Source organism: Enterobacter sp. BIDMC 27, assembly GCF_000534415.1.
GTDB lineage: Bacteria > Pseudomonadota > Gammaproteobacteria > Enterobacterales > Enterobacteriaceae > Enterobacter > Enterobacter hormaechei_C.
Genome location: NZ_KI973178.1, coordinates 990,178 through 1,003,688, shown reverse-complemented (window position 1 = coordinate 1,003,688; position 13,511 = coordinate 990,178). Strand labels below are relative to the sequence as shown.

Sequence of the window (13,511 nt, the reverse complement as noted above, 5' to 3'; positions counted from 1 at the left end):
TCTTGAGCATGAGGTTGTCGCAATGTCGGTTTCTAAAAAACCTATGGTACTGGTGATTCTGGATGGCTATGGCTACCGTGAAGATCAACAGGATAACGCCATTTTCAACGCCAAAACCCCGGTTATGGATGCGCTATGGGCAAAACGTCCCCACACCCTGATTGATGCGTCTGGCCTGGAAGTGGGTCTGCCGGATCGTCAGATGGGCAACTCTGAAGTGGGTCACGTTAACCTGGGTGCGGGCCGTATCGTTTATCAGGACCTGACGCGCCTGGACGTTGAAATCAAAGAACGTACATTCTTTGCCAACCCAACGCTCACCGGAGCGGTTGATAAAGCCGTCGCCGCAGGCAAAGCCGTTCACATTATGGGTCTGCTCTCTGCGGGCGGCGTTCACAGCCACGAAGATCACATCATGGCGATGGTAGAACTGGCCGCTGAGCGCGGTGCGGAAAAAATCTATCTGCACGCCTTCCTGGATGGTCGCGATACGCCGCCACGCAGCGCAAAAGGTTCTCTTGAAGCGTTTGAAGATAAATTTGCCGCACTGGGCAAAGGCCGCGTGGCGTCCATCATTGGCCGTTACTATGCCATGGACCGCGACAACCGCTGGGACCGCGTTGAGCAAGCCTATGATCTGCTGACCCTGGCAAAAGGCGAGTTCCAGTTCCCGACCGCCGTTGAAGGCCTGGAAGCGGCTTACGCGCGTGATGAAAACGACGAATTTGTGAAGGCAACCGTGATCCGCGCTGAAGGCCAGGCCGATGCCGCCATGGAAGATGGCGATGCGCTGATCTTCATGAACTTCCGTGCTGACCGCGCGCGCGAAATCACCCGCGCCTTCGTCAACAGCGATTTCGACGGTTTCGCCCGTAAGAAAGTGGCGAAGATCGATTTCATCCAGTTGACCGAGTATGCAGCGGATATCAAAGCCCCATGCGCGTATCCACCCGCTTCCCTGGAAAATACCTTCGGCGAGTGGATGGCTAAAAACGACAAAACGCAGCTGCGCATCTCCGAAACGGAGAAGTATGCGCACGTGACCTTCTTCTTTAACGGCGGCGTAGAAGAGCCGTTTAAAGGCGAAGACCGCATCCTGATTAACTCGCCGAAAGTCGCCACTTACGATCTCCAGCCAGAAATGAGCTCTGCGGAGCTGACCGAAAAACTGGTGGCCGCGATCGAAAGCGGTAAATACGACACCATCATCTGTAACTATCCGAATGGCGACATGGTGGGCCACACCGGCGTGATGGAAGCAGCCGTTAAAGCGGTTGAAGCGCTGGACCACTGCGTTGAGCAGGTTGCGAAAGCGGTTGAATCCGTGGGCGGCCAGCTGCTGATCACCGCTGACCACGGTAACGCAGAACAGATGCGTGACCCGGCAACCGGTCAGGCGCATACCGCCCATACCAACCTGCCTGTTCCACTGATTTATGTGGGTGATAAATCAGTGAAAGCTGTGGAAGGCGGCAAGCTTTCCGACATCGCGCCAACCATGTTGTCGCTGATGGGTATGGAAATCCCTGAAGAGATGACTGGCAAGCCGCTGTTCATCGTGGAATAATCGCTCCCCATGAGGGGAAAGGCGATTTTTTCAATCACATGGGTCGTGAAGCCGCTTCGGTTATCAGTCAGACCTCTGCTTTGCGCCAGCGCACTCAGCGCTGGCGTATTGCTGTGCGCCGCATCCGCCCACGCGGATGACCGCGATCAGCTTAAATCCATTCAGGCCGATATCGCCGCCAAAGAGCGTGCGGTACGTCAGCAGCAACAGCAGCGCGCCACCCTGCTCGCCCAGCTTAAAAAGCAGGAAGAGGCCATTTCCGCCGCCGCGCGTAAGCTGCGTGAAACACAAAACACCCTTGCCCAGCTCAATAAGCAAATCGATGAAATGAACGCGTCGATTGCGAAACTGGAGCGTCAGCGCGATGCCCAGGAGCGGAACCTTGCTGCACAGCTTGATGCTGCTTTCCGTCAGGGTGAGCACACAGGCCTTCAGCTGATCCTCAGCGGTGAAGAGAGCCAGCGTGGTCAGCGTTTACAGGCCTATTTCGGCTATCTAAACCAGGCGCGTCAGGAGACCATTGCGCAGCTGAAACAGACGCGCGAAGAAGTCACCACGCAAAAAGCCGAGCTGGAAGAGAAGCAGAGCCAGCAGCAAACGCTGCTCTACGATCAGCAGGCGCAGCAGGAGAAGCTTGAGCAGGCGCGCAATGAGCGTAAGAAGACGCTCGCCGGGCTGGAGTCCTCTATCCAGGCAGGACAAAGCCAGCTGAGCGAAATGCGCGCCAACGAATCCAGACTGCGTAACAGCATTGCCCGGGCAGAAGCCGCGGCCAAAGCGCGCGCCGAAAAAGAAGCGCGCGAAGCGCAGGCGGTGCGTAATAAGCAGCAGGAAGCCTCCCGGAAAGGCACCACCTACAAACCGACTGAAAATGAACGTTCCCTGATGTCGCGTACCGGCGGCCTCGGCTCCCCGCGTGGTCAGGCTTACTGGCCCGTTCGCGGTACGATCCTGCATCGCTATGGCGAACAGTTGCAGGGTGAGCTACGTTGGAAGGGGATCGTTATCGGTGCGTCTGAAGGTAGCGAAGTGAAAGCCATCGCCGATGGCCGCGTGATCCTGGCCGACTGGCTACAGGGTTATGGGCTCGTGGTGGTGGTTGAACACGGTAAAGGCGACATGAGTCTTTACGGCTACAACCAGAGCGCGCTGGTCAGCGTTGGCACCCAGGTGCGCGCGGGTCAACCCATTGCCCTTGTGGGCAGCAGTGGCGGTCAGGGCCGCCCGTCACTCTATTTCGAAATTCGTCGTCAGGGTCAGGCGGTCAATCCACAGCCGTGGTTGGGAAGATAGGTTTTGCTTCAATTTCGTCGAATTGTTGTTTCCGTAGTCAGCGCACTGGCGCTGGCTGCACCAGTTTATGCAGGCAAACTCGCGATTGTGATTGATGACTTCGGTTATCGACCACACTATGAAAATCAGGTGCTGGCGATGCCGCCAGCCATCTCTGTCGCCGTCCTGCCTAATGCGCCTCACGCGCATGAAATGGCGACCAAAGCGCACAATGGCGGCCATCAGGTCCTCATCCATCTGCCGATGGCCCCCCTCAGCAAGCAGCCGCTGGAAAAAGATACCCTGCGCCCGGACATGAGCAGCGACGAGATCGATCGCATCATCCGCGATGCGTACAATAAAGTGCCGTATGCCGTGGGTCTGAATAACCATATGGGCAGCGCGATGACCTCCAGCCTGTACGGTATGCTGAAAGTGATGCAGGCGCTGGAGCGTTACAATCTCTATTTCCTCGACAGCATGACCATCGGCAACAGCCAGGCGATGCGTGCCGCTCAGGGGACAGGTGTAAAAGTCATCAAGCGCAAAGTATTCCTGGACGACTCCCAGAACGAAGCGGATATCCGCGTGCAGTTTAACCGCGCGGTACAGCTGGCGCGCCGTAACGGTTCGGCGATTGCCATTGGGCATCCGCATCCGTCTACCGTTCGCGTTTTGCAGCAAATGTTGCCGGGCTTACCCGCCGATATTACGCTGGTGCGTCCGAGCGATCTGCTCAATGAACCTCAGGTGGATACTTCTCGTCCGGGTAGCGCGCAACCACCCGCAACGCAGCCGCGTAATCCATTCCGCGGCGTGAAGAACTGCACGCTGAAACAGCCGCCTGAACCGGTCTATGCAACCCGCTTCTTCTCGGTGATTGGCGAAAGCATCAGCAGCAGTACACTGGTTAAATACGTCCAGCAACAGTGGCAGGGTTGGGGAAAAAAAGCCTGATCGGCTAACGCCTATTCTGCCAGATAAGAGTCCGACTGCTCTTTTGCAACGGACTCTTTCTTTTCCCGATCCTGATACCAGGCCTTGAAATATTTCAAAAAACTGTACGCCGTGGCATAAACCCCTGTCACCACACCCACTTTTCCCTGACGCCAGGCACCACTAAACAGATACCATTTGAAAAATGCGCCGATAGCGCTGATCGCGCCGCGACCAAGAGAGGGACGTATCGTCTGATATTGAACCAGGCGAGTGGTATATCCGTTTAATTTATTAAAAAGTTCATGCAGCGAATGAAACGTCTCATGTCTGACATAACCTGGAATACGTTCAGAACGGAGAAAACCTTCAACCTGATCGTCTACTGGCCGGTTATTAAATCGCGACTGCGTACGGTTAAAAAGACGCACCGGATAATCCGGTGATGAGACGGGATAAATCGTTCGGACATTTTCTCCCAAAACAAACCAGTGACGACATATCCGCCACGCCATATCCAGTTCGGGTTCATCGCCCATTTTTAATTCTAAAATAGCATCAACGGTTTCTTGATCGAGTATTTCGTCACTGTCCATGCACAGCACCCAGTCGTTATGCGCATGGGATACGGCATGGTTCATCTGCTCGCCGTGCCAGCTATATTTTTTGAATATGGGCGACAATCCATAACTCTGGCAAATATATATCGTCGAGTCTGTACTTCCGGAATCCACTATAACGAATTCATCTGCTATTTTTAAAAGAGGAGGAATAACATCGTGCAACGTTCTTTCGGAGTTAAACGTTAATAAGCAGACCGTTATTTTAAACATATTTTCACTCTCTCAATAACGACATAAAATTTTTCACTCATACTATCGAATTGAGAAGAGGCGATTAAAGTCTTAAATCGCACTTTTAAAATAAGCGCGTTTAAAATGTTTTCTTGTAAAAAGACAAAGAAATACAAAAAATCTATTTTATTTCAGTAAATTCTTTATAATGCGGTCAGATGAAGGGTAGCATACGGATTCAGACATGCCGCAAAAACGTAAAATCCTCCTCCTGGACACGGGCAAAGAATGGGGGGGAGGTACCAACAGTATGCTTGAGCTTCTGAAGCGAATCAACCGCGACAAATTCGACATTACTTGTTGTTTTTACAGTGATTATAGTCGTGCTGAAGGTGAAACGATAGGCCAGGTGCTCAATAGCATTGGGATCCCGCTACTGGTTATCCCCCAACGTAAGCAACCGGCATGGGCAAAACTCCTGAAAGAAGCGGGACGTGGTCTGCTGTTTTTCTCGCGTTCGGCGCGCAAAGCATTTACGCGGCATATCGATACCCTGTGGCGCATTCGCCCCAACGTCAGCAAGATCGAGACTATTTTTAGAGAAGGTGGTTTCGATACGCTGTATATGAACAACCAGCCAGGCTCTAACGAAGAAGGGTATCTGGCGGGCGCAAACCTGCATGCGCGGATAATCCAGCACTGCCGGATTGAACCGGTGCTGACCCCGCCGCTGGTGAAGCTGGTGAATGCCCATGCCACAAAAATTATCGCCGTCTCGCACGGCGTTGAACGCGTGCTACTTCAGCATGGCGTCCGGCCCGAGCTGTGTACCACGGTCAACAACGCCATCGACATCCACCAGCCTTTGCCCGACCGACGCGCGATGCGTCAGCGTCTGAACATTGATGACGATACGTTTGTGTTCGGCAGCGTTGGCTCGTTAATCCCTCGCAAGGCCAACCACCACACGCTGGAGGCGCTGGCCCAGTTCAATCAGAGGCACCCGCAGGCAAAATGGAAGATGGTGCTGGTCGGTGAAGGGGCTGAGCGCGGCGCACTGGCGGCACAGGCTGATGCGTCAGGTATTGCTGAACACGTGATTTTTACCGGTTTCCAGAACACGCCTTTTGACTACCTTGCTACCTTTGACGCGTTTATTCTGGCCTCGAAGAGCGAAGGCCTGCCGCGCGTCGTGCTGGAAGCGATGCTGCTGAATATCCCCGTGATTGGGTCAAAAGTGACCGGCACGGCAGAATTGATCGTTCATGAGTCAACCGGCCTGCTGTTCCCCTGGAGCGACGTGTCGCAACTTGCTCAACATCTGGATAATATCTGGCAGGATCCTGCTCTGCGCGCCCGGCTCGCCGCTGCCGCACACCAGAATGTCTGCAACATGTATGCCATTGAAAGCTATGTTAACGGTGTCGAGGCCGTTCTTGGCGCGCAATAACCAAACGAGAAGAACATGTTTAAATTCCTGAATGCTCGCTACCGCCACATTACCGGGCGTCATAACATTCCTTACGCTTCCCTTCCGGTCACGCGCGATCTCGTTGCGGTGGATTCCATTGTGATCCCGTGTACGGGCGCGGATTTCGTCGAAGAGGCGTTATTGTCAGCGACCTTTGCAGAGCGTTATGCCACCGACGTCAGCGAGATTGTTATCGTCAGCGATCAGCCTGAATCCGCTTTCGGCGAGCTGCCGCCAAAAACCCGCGTTGTTACCCTCACGCTTCCAAAACGTGAAGAAGGTTACCGCTATAAGCAGATCTACCTCAGTCGTCTGGTGAAGCTTAACGCTCCGTTGCAGGCGCGCGGTGAAGGTGTGCTGATGATCGACTCCGATCTCAACCTGCTTAAAATGCCAGAGATCAACATGGCGGATATGCACATCTACTCCAGCTTCCGTCAGGGCAAAATGATTGCCAAGCTGGACGGTGCGCCAGCGGAGAAAGTGCCGGCGTATTACAAAGAAACGGTGCGCCCGTATCTGGTCGATCACGTTAACGGCGCGTTTCTTGCCGCCACCAAAAAGACCTGGCGCCGTATCTGCCCGCTGTGGCTGACGCTGTTCCAGGATACCTGGGAGCTGATGGACGATACGCAGCCGCCGACCGATCAGCTGCCGCTCGCTGCGCTGCTGGACATGTTGGATGTAAAAACGGTTAACCTGGGCGACTGGATGAACTGGCCGGTCTCCAAGAAGATCGGCGGTCAGGAAGCCGTTGTGCCGAAAGAGGTGATTGGCGCGCACGGTGGTTTCCCGCTTTCCGAATGGCAGAAGTATCTGGAATCGCCGGATAACAGGCTGCTGTTCAAAGGCCAGGATTACACCCGCAAGGTGCGTTACCTGACGGACGAAGAGAAAAAGAATCAGTAAAAAAAGGGGCCGCTGGCCCCTTTTTAATTACTTATCCCAGCTCAGGATCACTTTCCCTGACTGGCCGGACCGCATTGCGTCAAAGCCCTGCTGGAACTCATCGATGGAGAAACGGTGAGTGATAATCGGGGACAGATCCAGACCGGACTGGATCAGCGCGGCCATCTTGTACCAGGTTTCGAACATCTCACGGCCATAGATGCCCTTAATGAACAGCCCCTTGAAGATGACTTTGTTCCAGTCAATGGACATATCTGACGGTGGAATACCCAGCATCGCGATACGGCCACCGTGGTTCATGGTGTCGAGCATGGTGCGGAACGCCGGTGGCGCGCCGGACATCTCCAGACCCACGTCAAAGCCTTCGGTCATGCCCAGCTCTTCCATCACATCGGTCAGGCTCTCTTTCGAGACATCCACCGCGCGGGTGACGCCCATTTTGCGCGCCAGCGACAGGCGGTATTCGTTCACGTCGGTGATCACCACGTTGCGCGCACCCACATGCTTCGCCACGGCTGCCGCCATAATGCCGATGGGGCCCGCGCCGGAAACCAGCACGTCTTCACCCACCAGGTCGAAGGAGAGCGCCGTGTGTACCGCGTTGCCGAACGGGTCGAAAATGGAGGCCAGATCGTCAGAGATATTGTCCGGGATTTTGAAGGCGTTAAACGCCGGGATCACCAGATATTCCGCGAAACAGCCCGGACGGTTCACGCCCACGCCGACGGTGTTGCGGCACAGGTGGGTACGCCCACCGCGACAGTTACGGCAGTGACCGCAGGTAATGTGGCCTTCACCGGAGACGCGATCGCCAATGTTGAAGCCTTTTACTTCCTGGCCGATACCCACCACTTCGCCGACATATTCGTGACCGACAACCATCGGTACCGGAATGGTTTTCTGTGACCACTGGTCCCAGTTGTAGATGTGAACGTCAGTACCGCAGATGGCGGTTTTACGAATTTTGATCAGCAGATCGTTATGACCGACTTCCGGCTCCGGCACGTCGGTCATCCAAATCCCTTCTTCCGCTTTCAGTTTGGATAACGCTTTCATCATACGTCCTCAGGCAATGACGCCCAGCTGTTTGCCGATGCGGGTAAAGGCTTCCACCGCACGTTCAATTTGTTCAGGCGAGTGCGCCGCAGACATCTGGGTGCGGATACGCGCCTGACCTTTTGGTACCACCGGGAAGAAGAACCCGGTCACGTAAATCCCTTCTTTCTGAAGCTCACGAGCAAATTTCTGCGCGACAACCGCGTCGCCCAGCATCACCGGAATGATCGCGTGATCGGCACCGGCCAGGGTGAATCCTGCGGCACTCATTTTTTCACGGAACAGGCGGGCGTTAGCCCACAGGCGGTCGCGCAGCTCAGCCCCGGATTCCACCATCTCCAGCACTTTAATGGAGGCAGCCACAATCGCCGGCGCCAGGGAGTTGGAGAACAAATACGGGCGGGAGCGCTGGCGCAGCCACTCGACCACCTCTTTACGCGCGGCAGTGTAGCCGCCAGACGCGCCGCCGAGCGCTTTGCCCAGCGTACCGGTGATGATATCCACGCGGCCCATTACGTCGCAGTATTCGTGGGAGCCACGACCGTTTTCGCCGACAAAACCGACCGCGTGAGAGTCATCCACCATCACCAGCGCGTCGTATTTATCCGCCAGATCGCACACGCCCTTCAGGTTGGCGATCACACCGTCCATGGAGAACACGCCGTCGGTGGCGATCAGGACGTGGCGAGCCCCTGCTTCACGAGCCTCTTTCAGGCGCGCTTCCAGCTCCACCATGTCGTTGTTGGCGTAGCGGAAACGCTTCGCTTTGCACAGGCGTACGCCGTCGATGATGGAGGCGTGGTTCAGGGCGTCGGAGATAATCGCGTCTTCTGCGCCGAGCAGGGTCTCAAACAGACCGCCGTTGGCGTCGAAGCAGGAGGAGTACAGAATCGCGTCTTCCATTCCGAGGAAGTTCGCCAGCTTTTGCTCAAGCTGCTTGTGGCTGTCCTGCGTACCGCAGATAAAGCGAACGGAGGCCATACCGAAACCGTGGGTGTCCATGCCGTTTTTCGCCGCGGCAATTAGCTCAGGGTGATTCGCAAGACCTAAGTAGTTGTTCGCGCAAAAGTTGATCACATGGCTGCCGTCGGCAACGGTGATGTCCGCCTGCTGGGCAGACGTGATAATACGCTCTTCTTTGAACAACCCTTCCGCACGTGCGGTGTCGAGGTCGCTGTTTAACTGTTTGTAAAAATCACCACGCATTGCAATTCTCCAGACTCGGCAAATTTTGGCACATATTACCCAAACCAATAGTTCATGACGAGATGACGCAGTATCTCTTCTCGTTTTTGCAGCATAAATCACGCGTACCCCTGCTGCATATCGGTGAATGGCTGAAGCCTGAGCATTGTGATGATATGATAAAGAGATTAGCGTTCGGGATATTCCCCGACTCATACTTTAAAGGTTACAGTTATGATCATCGTTACTGGCGGCGCGGGCTTTATCGGCAGCAATATTGTTAAGGCCCTCAATGACAAAGGCATCACCGACATTCTGGTGGTGGACAACCTGAAAGACGGCACCAAGTTCGTGAACCTGGTGGATCTGAACATCGCTGACTACATGGATAAAGAAGACTTCCTTATCCAGATTATGGCGGGTGAAGAGTTCGGCGAGATCGAAGCCATCTTCCACGAAGGTGCGTGCTCCTCCACCACCGAGTGGGACGGCAAATACATGATGGATAACAACTATCAGTACTCCAAAGAGCTCCTGCACTACTGCCTGGAGCGTGAAATTCCGTTCCTGTACGCCTCTTCCGCGGCAACTTACGGTGGGCGCACTTCAGATTTCATCGAATCCCGCGAATATGAGCAGCCGCTGAACGTTTACGGTTACTCCAAGTTCCTGTTTGATGAGTACGTACGTCAGATCCTGCCAGAAGCGAACTCGCAGATTGTCGGCTTCCGCTACTTCAACGTCTACGGGCCGCGCGAAGGCCACAAAGGCAGCATGGCGAGCGTGGCGTTCCACCTGAACACCCAATTAAATAACGGCGAAAGCCCGAAACTGTTCGAAGGCAGCGACGGCTTCAAGCGTGACTTCGTCTACGTGGGCGATGTGGCGGCAGTAAACCTGTGGTTCCTGGAAAATGGCGTGTCCGGCATTTTCAACCTGGGCACTGGCCGCGCGGAATCCTTCCAGGCGGTGGCAGACGCGACGCTGGCGTACCATAAGAAAGGCAGCATCGAGTACATTCCGTTCCCGGATAAGCTGAAAGGCCGCTACCAGGCATTCACCCAGGCGGACCTGACTAACCTGCGCGCCGCAGGCTACGACAAGCCGTTCAAGACCGTTGCCGAAGGCGTAACGGAATATATGGCCTGGCTGAACCGCGACGCATAAGCATGAAAATTCTGGTGATCGGCCCGTCATGGGTGGGCGACATGATGATGTCGCAAAGTCTCTATCGCACGCTCAAGGCGCGTTATCCCCAGGCGATAATCGACGTGATGGCACCCGCATGGTGCCGTCCGCTGTTATCGCGTATGCCGGAAGTGAACGAGGCGATCCCGATGCCGCTCGGACACGGGGCGCTGGAAATCGGTGAACGCCGCAAACTCGGCCACAGTCTGCGCGAGAAACGCTATGACCGCGCGTACGTGCTGCCTAACTCCTTCAAATCCGCCCTTGTGCCCTTCTTTGCGGGCATCCCGCACCGTACCGGCTGGCGCGGTGAAATGCGCTACGGCCTGCTGAACGACGCCCGGGTGCTGGATAAAGAGGCCTGGCCGCTGATGGTGGAGCGCTACGTGGCGCTGGCCTACGACAAAGGCGTAATGCGCAGCGCGAAAGATCTGCCGCAGCCGCTGCTGTGGCCGCAGCTCCAGGTAAGCGATGGGGAGAAATCCCACACCTGCAACGCATTTGGCATTTCGTCCGAACGCCCGATGATTGGGTTTTGCCCTGGCGCAGAATTCGGTCCGGCAAAACGCTGGCCGCACTATCACTATGCAGAGCTGGCGAAACAGCTTATCGATGAAGGCTATCAGATTGTGCTGTTTGGCTCGGCGAAAGATCATGAGGCGGGCAATGAAATTCTCGCCACGCTGAGCACCGAGCAACAGGCATGGTGCCGCAACCTGGCCGGGGAAACGCAACTCGAGCAGGCGGTTATCCTCATTGCCGCCTGTAAGGCCGTGGTCAGTAACGACTCTGGCCTGATGCACGTCGCCGCCGCGCTGGACCGCCCGCTGGTCGCGCTGTATGGCCCAAGCAGCCCGGACTTCACGCCGCCGCTGTCGCACAAAGCGCGCGTAATTCGTTTGATCACCGGCTACCACAAGGTGCGCAAAGGCGATGCCGCAGAAGGCTATCATCAGAGCCTGATCGACATCACGCCGCAGCGTGTCCTTGAAGAACTCAACGCACTGCTGTTGAGCGAAGAAGGATAACGGATGCGGGTATTGATCGTTAAAACCTCCTCAATGGGTGATGTTCTGCATACGCTGCCGTCGCTGACGGACGCTATGCGGGCCATTCCCGGCATCCGTTTTGACTGGGTGGTGGAAGAAGGCTTCGCGCAGATCCCCACCTGGCATGAAGCGGTTGATCGCGTGATCCCGGTGGCCATTCGCCGCTGGCGCAAAGCGTGGTTCTCCGCACCGATTAAAGCCGAACGCAAAGCCTTCCGCGAAGCGGTGCAGGCCCGGCGTTACGACGCGATCGTCGACGCCCAGGGGCTGGTGAAAAGCGCCGCGCTGGTCACGCGTCTGGCGCACGGCGTAAAGCACGGCATGGACTGGCAAACCGCCCGCGAACCGCTGGCGAGCCTGTTCTATAATCGTCGCCACCATATTGCGAAGCAGCAGCACGCCGTGGAACGTACCCGCGAGCTGTTCGCTAAGAGTCTCGACTATGCAAAACCCGACCTCCAGGGCGACTACGCCATCGCACAGCATTTTCTGCGCGAAACGGACAGTGATATCGCGCCGTATCTGGTCTTCCTGCATGCCACAACGCGCGATGATAAGCACTGGCCGGAAACGCACTGGAGAAGGCTGATTGAACTAATGCAACCTTGCGGTATCCATATTAAACTCCCGTGGGGCGCTGAACATGAGCGGCAGCGTGCGGAACGTCTGGCAGCCGGTTTTTCCCATGTCGAGGTGTTACCCAAACTCACGCTGGCGCAGGTTGCCGCACAGCTGGCGGGCGCTAACGCCGTCGTTTCTGTGGATACAGGGTTAAGCCATTTAACCGCCGCACTGGATCGTCCTAATATCACGATTTTCGGCCCGACCGATCCGGGGTTGATCGGGGGTTACGGTAAAAACCAGCATCAGATGGTTAGCCCTACGCAACAAACGAAGGATATTAGCGCAGATGCTATTTTTTCATTTTTACAGGGCAGCCATCGGCTTTCCAACAGGGATATTTAACCCATGAGTTATGTATTTCTGCTGATTTTACTCTTTCCGGTGAAACTCATCCGGAAGCTGTTTCGAAAAGACACGGGCAAGAACCTTGTCATTCAGACAGCCAAAATCGGTGACTTTATTAATGCGACGCCTCTTCTGGCATATCTGCAAAAAAGCGATGTGTTGATCAGTCGCAGCGTTGGCGCGCTGGCGAAGCATGATGAGACTATTGAGCAGATCTATTTTATTGAGCAGCATAAGCGCAACCTGTGGCGTAAACTGTGCTTCGCGTGCAGGATCATGAACCGCTACGACAACGTCTACCTGCTACAGCCCAACAGCGTGAACCTCTTTTTTGCCGCCGTCTGCAATGCCAAAAACAAACAATTTTTAAGCATTTACACGCGCAGGTGGTATCACGGGATTTTCTATCTCGCGGCCGACGGTACCGTTGAGCATGGCAAAAAAACGCTTTCGGTGACGAACTACCTGAAACTGGCCGACCGCTCGCTCACGTGGCAAGACTCTCCCAAGCACGCCACAAAGCCACTCTTCAAGCCGACGACCTGGCCGGCCATACTTGATAAACCTGGTGTTATCCGCATCGGCATCAGTATTGCGGCGGGCAATAAAGCCAAAACCGTCCCTCCGGTTATCTGGAAGCGGATTGTTGATCAACTTGCTGATTTACCCTGCGAGTTTTATGTCTTCGGCGCGCCAAACGAACAGTCGTGGATGGACGATATCACCCGTCTTTACGGTGACATCCCCAATTTTATCAATCTTATTGGCAAAATTTCGCTGGAAGAGCTTCCCTGGGCCATTTCTAAGATGGACTGCTATATCGCGTCTGACTCGGGGAATGTCTACATCGCAGACGCCGTCGGCGTGCCGGTGGTCCTGCTGTTTGGACCGTGTTGTCACTATGAACAGCGTCCGCTTGGCAATGTGATGCTGATCGGGAATGACGATAACATTTGTTCTTATGTGTTTGAAACGCGCTATTACTTCCCGCAAGAACGGGAAGCGCTATTCTCTGTCACTGACTCCGCGTTACACGATCTTCAGCAGTTTATCCGTACATTACCAAAAGCCCGCTCACTGGCTAGCGCTACCGACGCTCAAGGAAACTAATTTTT

At 55.1% G+C, this 13,511-nt stretch carries 12 protein-coding genes; 9 read left to right on the top strand and 3 right to left on the bottom strand.

The annotated features are described in order from the left end of the window. Positions 1-22 precede the first annotated feature (22 nt). The 3 genes from gpmM to L463_RS17760 are packed head-to-tail and all read left to right on the top strand — an operon-like array spanning position 23 to position 3,796. Positions 23-1,567: a 2,3-bisphosphoglycerate-independent phosphoglycerate mutase gene (gene gpmM, locus L463_RS17750; RefSeq protein WP_032673088.1), complete on the top strand. Its 1,545-nt coding sequence runs from the start codon at positions 23-25 to the stop codon at positions 1,565-1,567. A 33-nt stretch (positions 1,568-1,600) separates the two neighbouring features. Then, entirely contained in the window at positions 1,601-2,860 is a 1,260-nt protein-coding gene (gene envC, locus L463_RS17755) for a murein hydrolase activator EnvC (RefSeq protein ID WP_026094345.1), read from the top strand. Between the two features lie 3 nt (positions 2,861-2,863). Next, positions 2,864-3,796, top strand: a complete 933-nt coding sequence (locus L463_RS17760; protein WP_017693955.1) for a divergent polysaccharide deacetylase family protein — start codon at positions 2,864-2,866, stop codon at positions 3,794-3,796. A gap of 11 nt (positions 3,797-3,807) precedes the next feature. On the opposite strand, the gene L463_RS17765 is transcribed toward L463_RS17760, so the two are convergent. Continuing rightward, positions 3,808-4,608, bottom strand: coding sequence for a glycosyltransferase family 2 protein (locus tag L463_RS17765; RefSeq protein ID WP_032103912.1), 801 nt, complete (start codon positions 4,606-4,608; stop codon positions 3,808-3,810). Between the two features lie 205 nt (positions 4,609-4,813). Here L463_RS17765 and L463_RS17770 point away from each other — a divergent pair, with 205 nt between their 5' ends. Next, complete coding sequence (locus L463_RS17770) at positions 4,814-6,019, top strand: glycosyltransferase (RefSeq protein WP_032103914.1); 1,206 nt, start codon at positions 4,814-4,816, stop codon at positions 6,017-6,019. Between the two features lie 15 nt (positions 6,020-6,034). Beyond that, the gene (locus L463_RS17775; RefSeq protein ID WP_023302890.1) at positions 6,035-6,949 is read left to right on the top strand and encodes a hypothetical protein; all 915 of its coding nucleotides are present in this window, start codon (positions 6,035-6,037) and stop codon (positions 6,947-6,949) included. Between the two features lie 27 nt (positions 6,950-6,976). Here the strand turns inward: L463_RS17775 and tdh are convergent, their stop codons facing one another. Next, the gene (gene tdh, locus L463_RS17780) at positions 6,977-8,005 is read right to left on the bottom strand and encodes an L-threonine 3-dehydrogenase (protein WP_017383610.1); all 1,029 of its coding nucleotides are present in this window, start codon (positions 8,003-8,005) and stop codon (positions 6,977-6,979) included. A 9-nt stretch (positions 8,006-8,014) separates the two neighbouring features. Beyond that, the gene (gene kbl, locus L463_RS17785) at positions 8,015-9,211 is read right to left on the bottom strand and encodes a glycine C-acetyltransferase (RefSeq protein WP_015570030.1); all 1,197 of its coding nucleotides are present in this window, start codon (positions 9,209-9,211) and stop codon (positions 8,015-8,017) included. A 213-nt stretch (positions 9,212-9,424) separates the two neighbouring features. On the opposite strand from kbl, the gene rfaD reads away from it, so the two are divergent. Genes rfaD through L463_RS17805 form a run of 4 tightly spaced genes read left to right on the top strand, consistent with a single transcriptional unit; the run spans position 9,425 to position 13,506 of the window. Then, positions 9,425-10,357 carry an ADP-glyceromanno-heptose 6-epimerase gene (gene rfaD, locus L463_RS17790; RefSeq protein WP_003860858.1) on the top strand — a complete coding sequence of 311 codons (933 nt, stop codon included), beginning with the start codon at positions 9,425-9,427 and terminating at the stop codon, positions 10,355-10,357. A 2-nt stretch (positions 10,358-10,359) separates the two neighbouring features. Continuing rightward, positions 10,360-11,406 (top strand): ADP-heptose--LPS heptosyltransferase RfaF, encoded by a 1,047-nt coding sequence (rfaF, locus tag L463_RS17795; RefSeq protein ID WP_015570031.1) that lies wholly within the window; start codon positions 10,360-10,362, stop codon positions 11,404-11,406. A gap of 3 nt (positions 11,407-11,409) precedes the next feature. After that, positions 11,410-12,393 (top strand): lipopolysaccharide heptosyltransferase RfaC, encoded by a 984-nt coding sequence (gene rfaC / locus L463_RS17800; RefSeq protein ID WP_032673087.1) that lies wholly within the window; start codon positions 11,410-11,412, stop codon positions 12,391-12,393. Positions 12,394-12,396: 3 nt separating this feature from the next. Then, positions 12,397-13,506, top strand: coding sequence for a glycosyltransferase family 9 protein (locus L463_RS17805; protein WP_017693958.1), 1,110 nt, complete (start codon positions 12,397-12,399; stop codon positions 13,504-13,506). The last annotated feature ends 5 nt before the right edge of the window (positions 13,507-13,511 follow it).

Coding starts and splice junctions, on each gene's coding strand:
- tdh (WP_017383610.1), bottom strand. CDS start 8,005: ATGAAAGCGTTATCCAAACTGAAAGCGGAAGAAGGGATTTGGATGACC.
- L463_RS17765 (WP_032103912.1), bottom strand. CDS start 4,608: ATGTTTAAAATAACGGTCTGCTTATTAACGTTTAACTCCGAAAGAACG.
- kbl (WP_015570030.1), bottom strand. CDS start 9,211: ATGCGTGGTGATTTTTACAAACAGTTAAACAGCGACCTCGACACCGCA.
- L463_RS17775 (WP_023302890.1), top strand. CDS start 6,035: ATGTTTAAATTCCTGAATGCTCGCTACCGCCACATTACCGGGCGTCAT.
- rfaF (WP_015570031.1), top strand. CDS start 10,360: ATGAAAATTCTGGTGATCGGCCCGTCATGGGTGGGCGACATGATGATG.
- L463_RS17805 (WP_017693958.1), top strand. CDS start 12,397: ATGAGTTATGTATTTCTGCTGATTTTACTCTTTCCGGTGAAACTCATC.
- gpmM (WP_032673088.1), top strand. CDS start 23: ATGTCGGTTTCTAAAAAACCTATGGTACTGGTGATTCTGGATGGCTAT.
- rfaD (WP_003860858.1), top strand. CDS start 9,425: ATGATCATCGTTACTGGCGGCGCGGGCTTTATCGGCAGCAATATTGTT.
- L463_RS17770 (WP_032103914.1), top strand. CDS start 4,814: ATGCCGCAAAAACGTAAAATCCTCCTCCTGGACACGGGCAAAGAATGG.
- rfaC (WP_032673087.1), top strand. CDS start 11,410: ATGCGGGTATTGATCGTTAAAACCTCCTCAATGGGTGATGTTCTGCAT.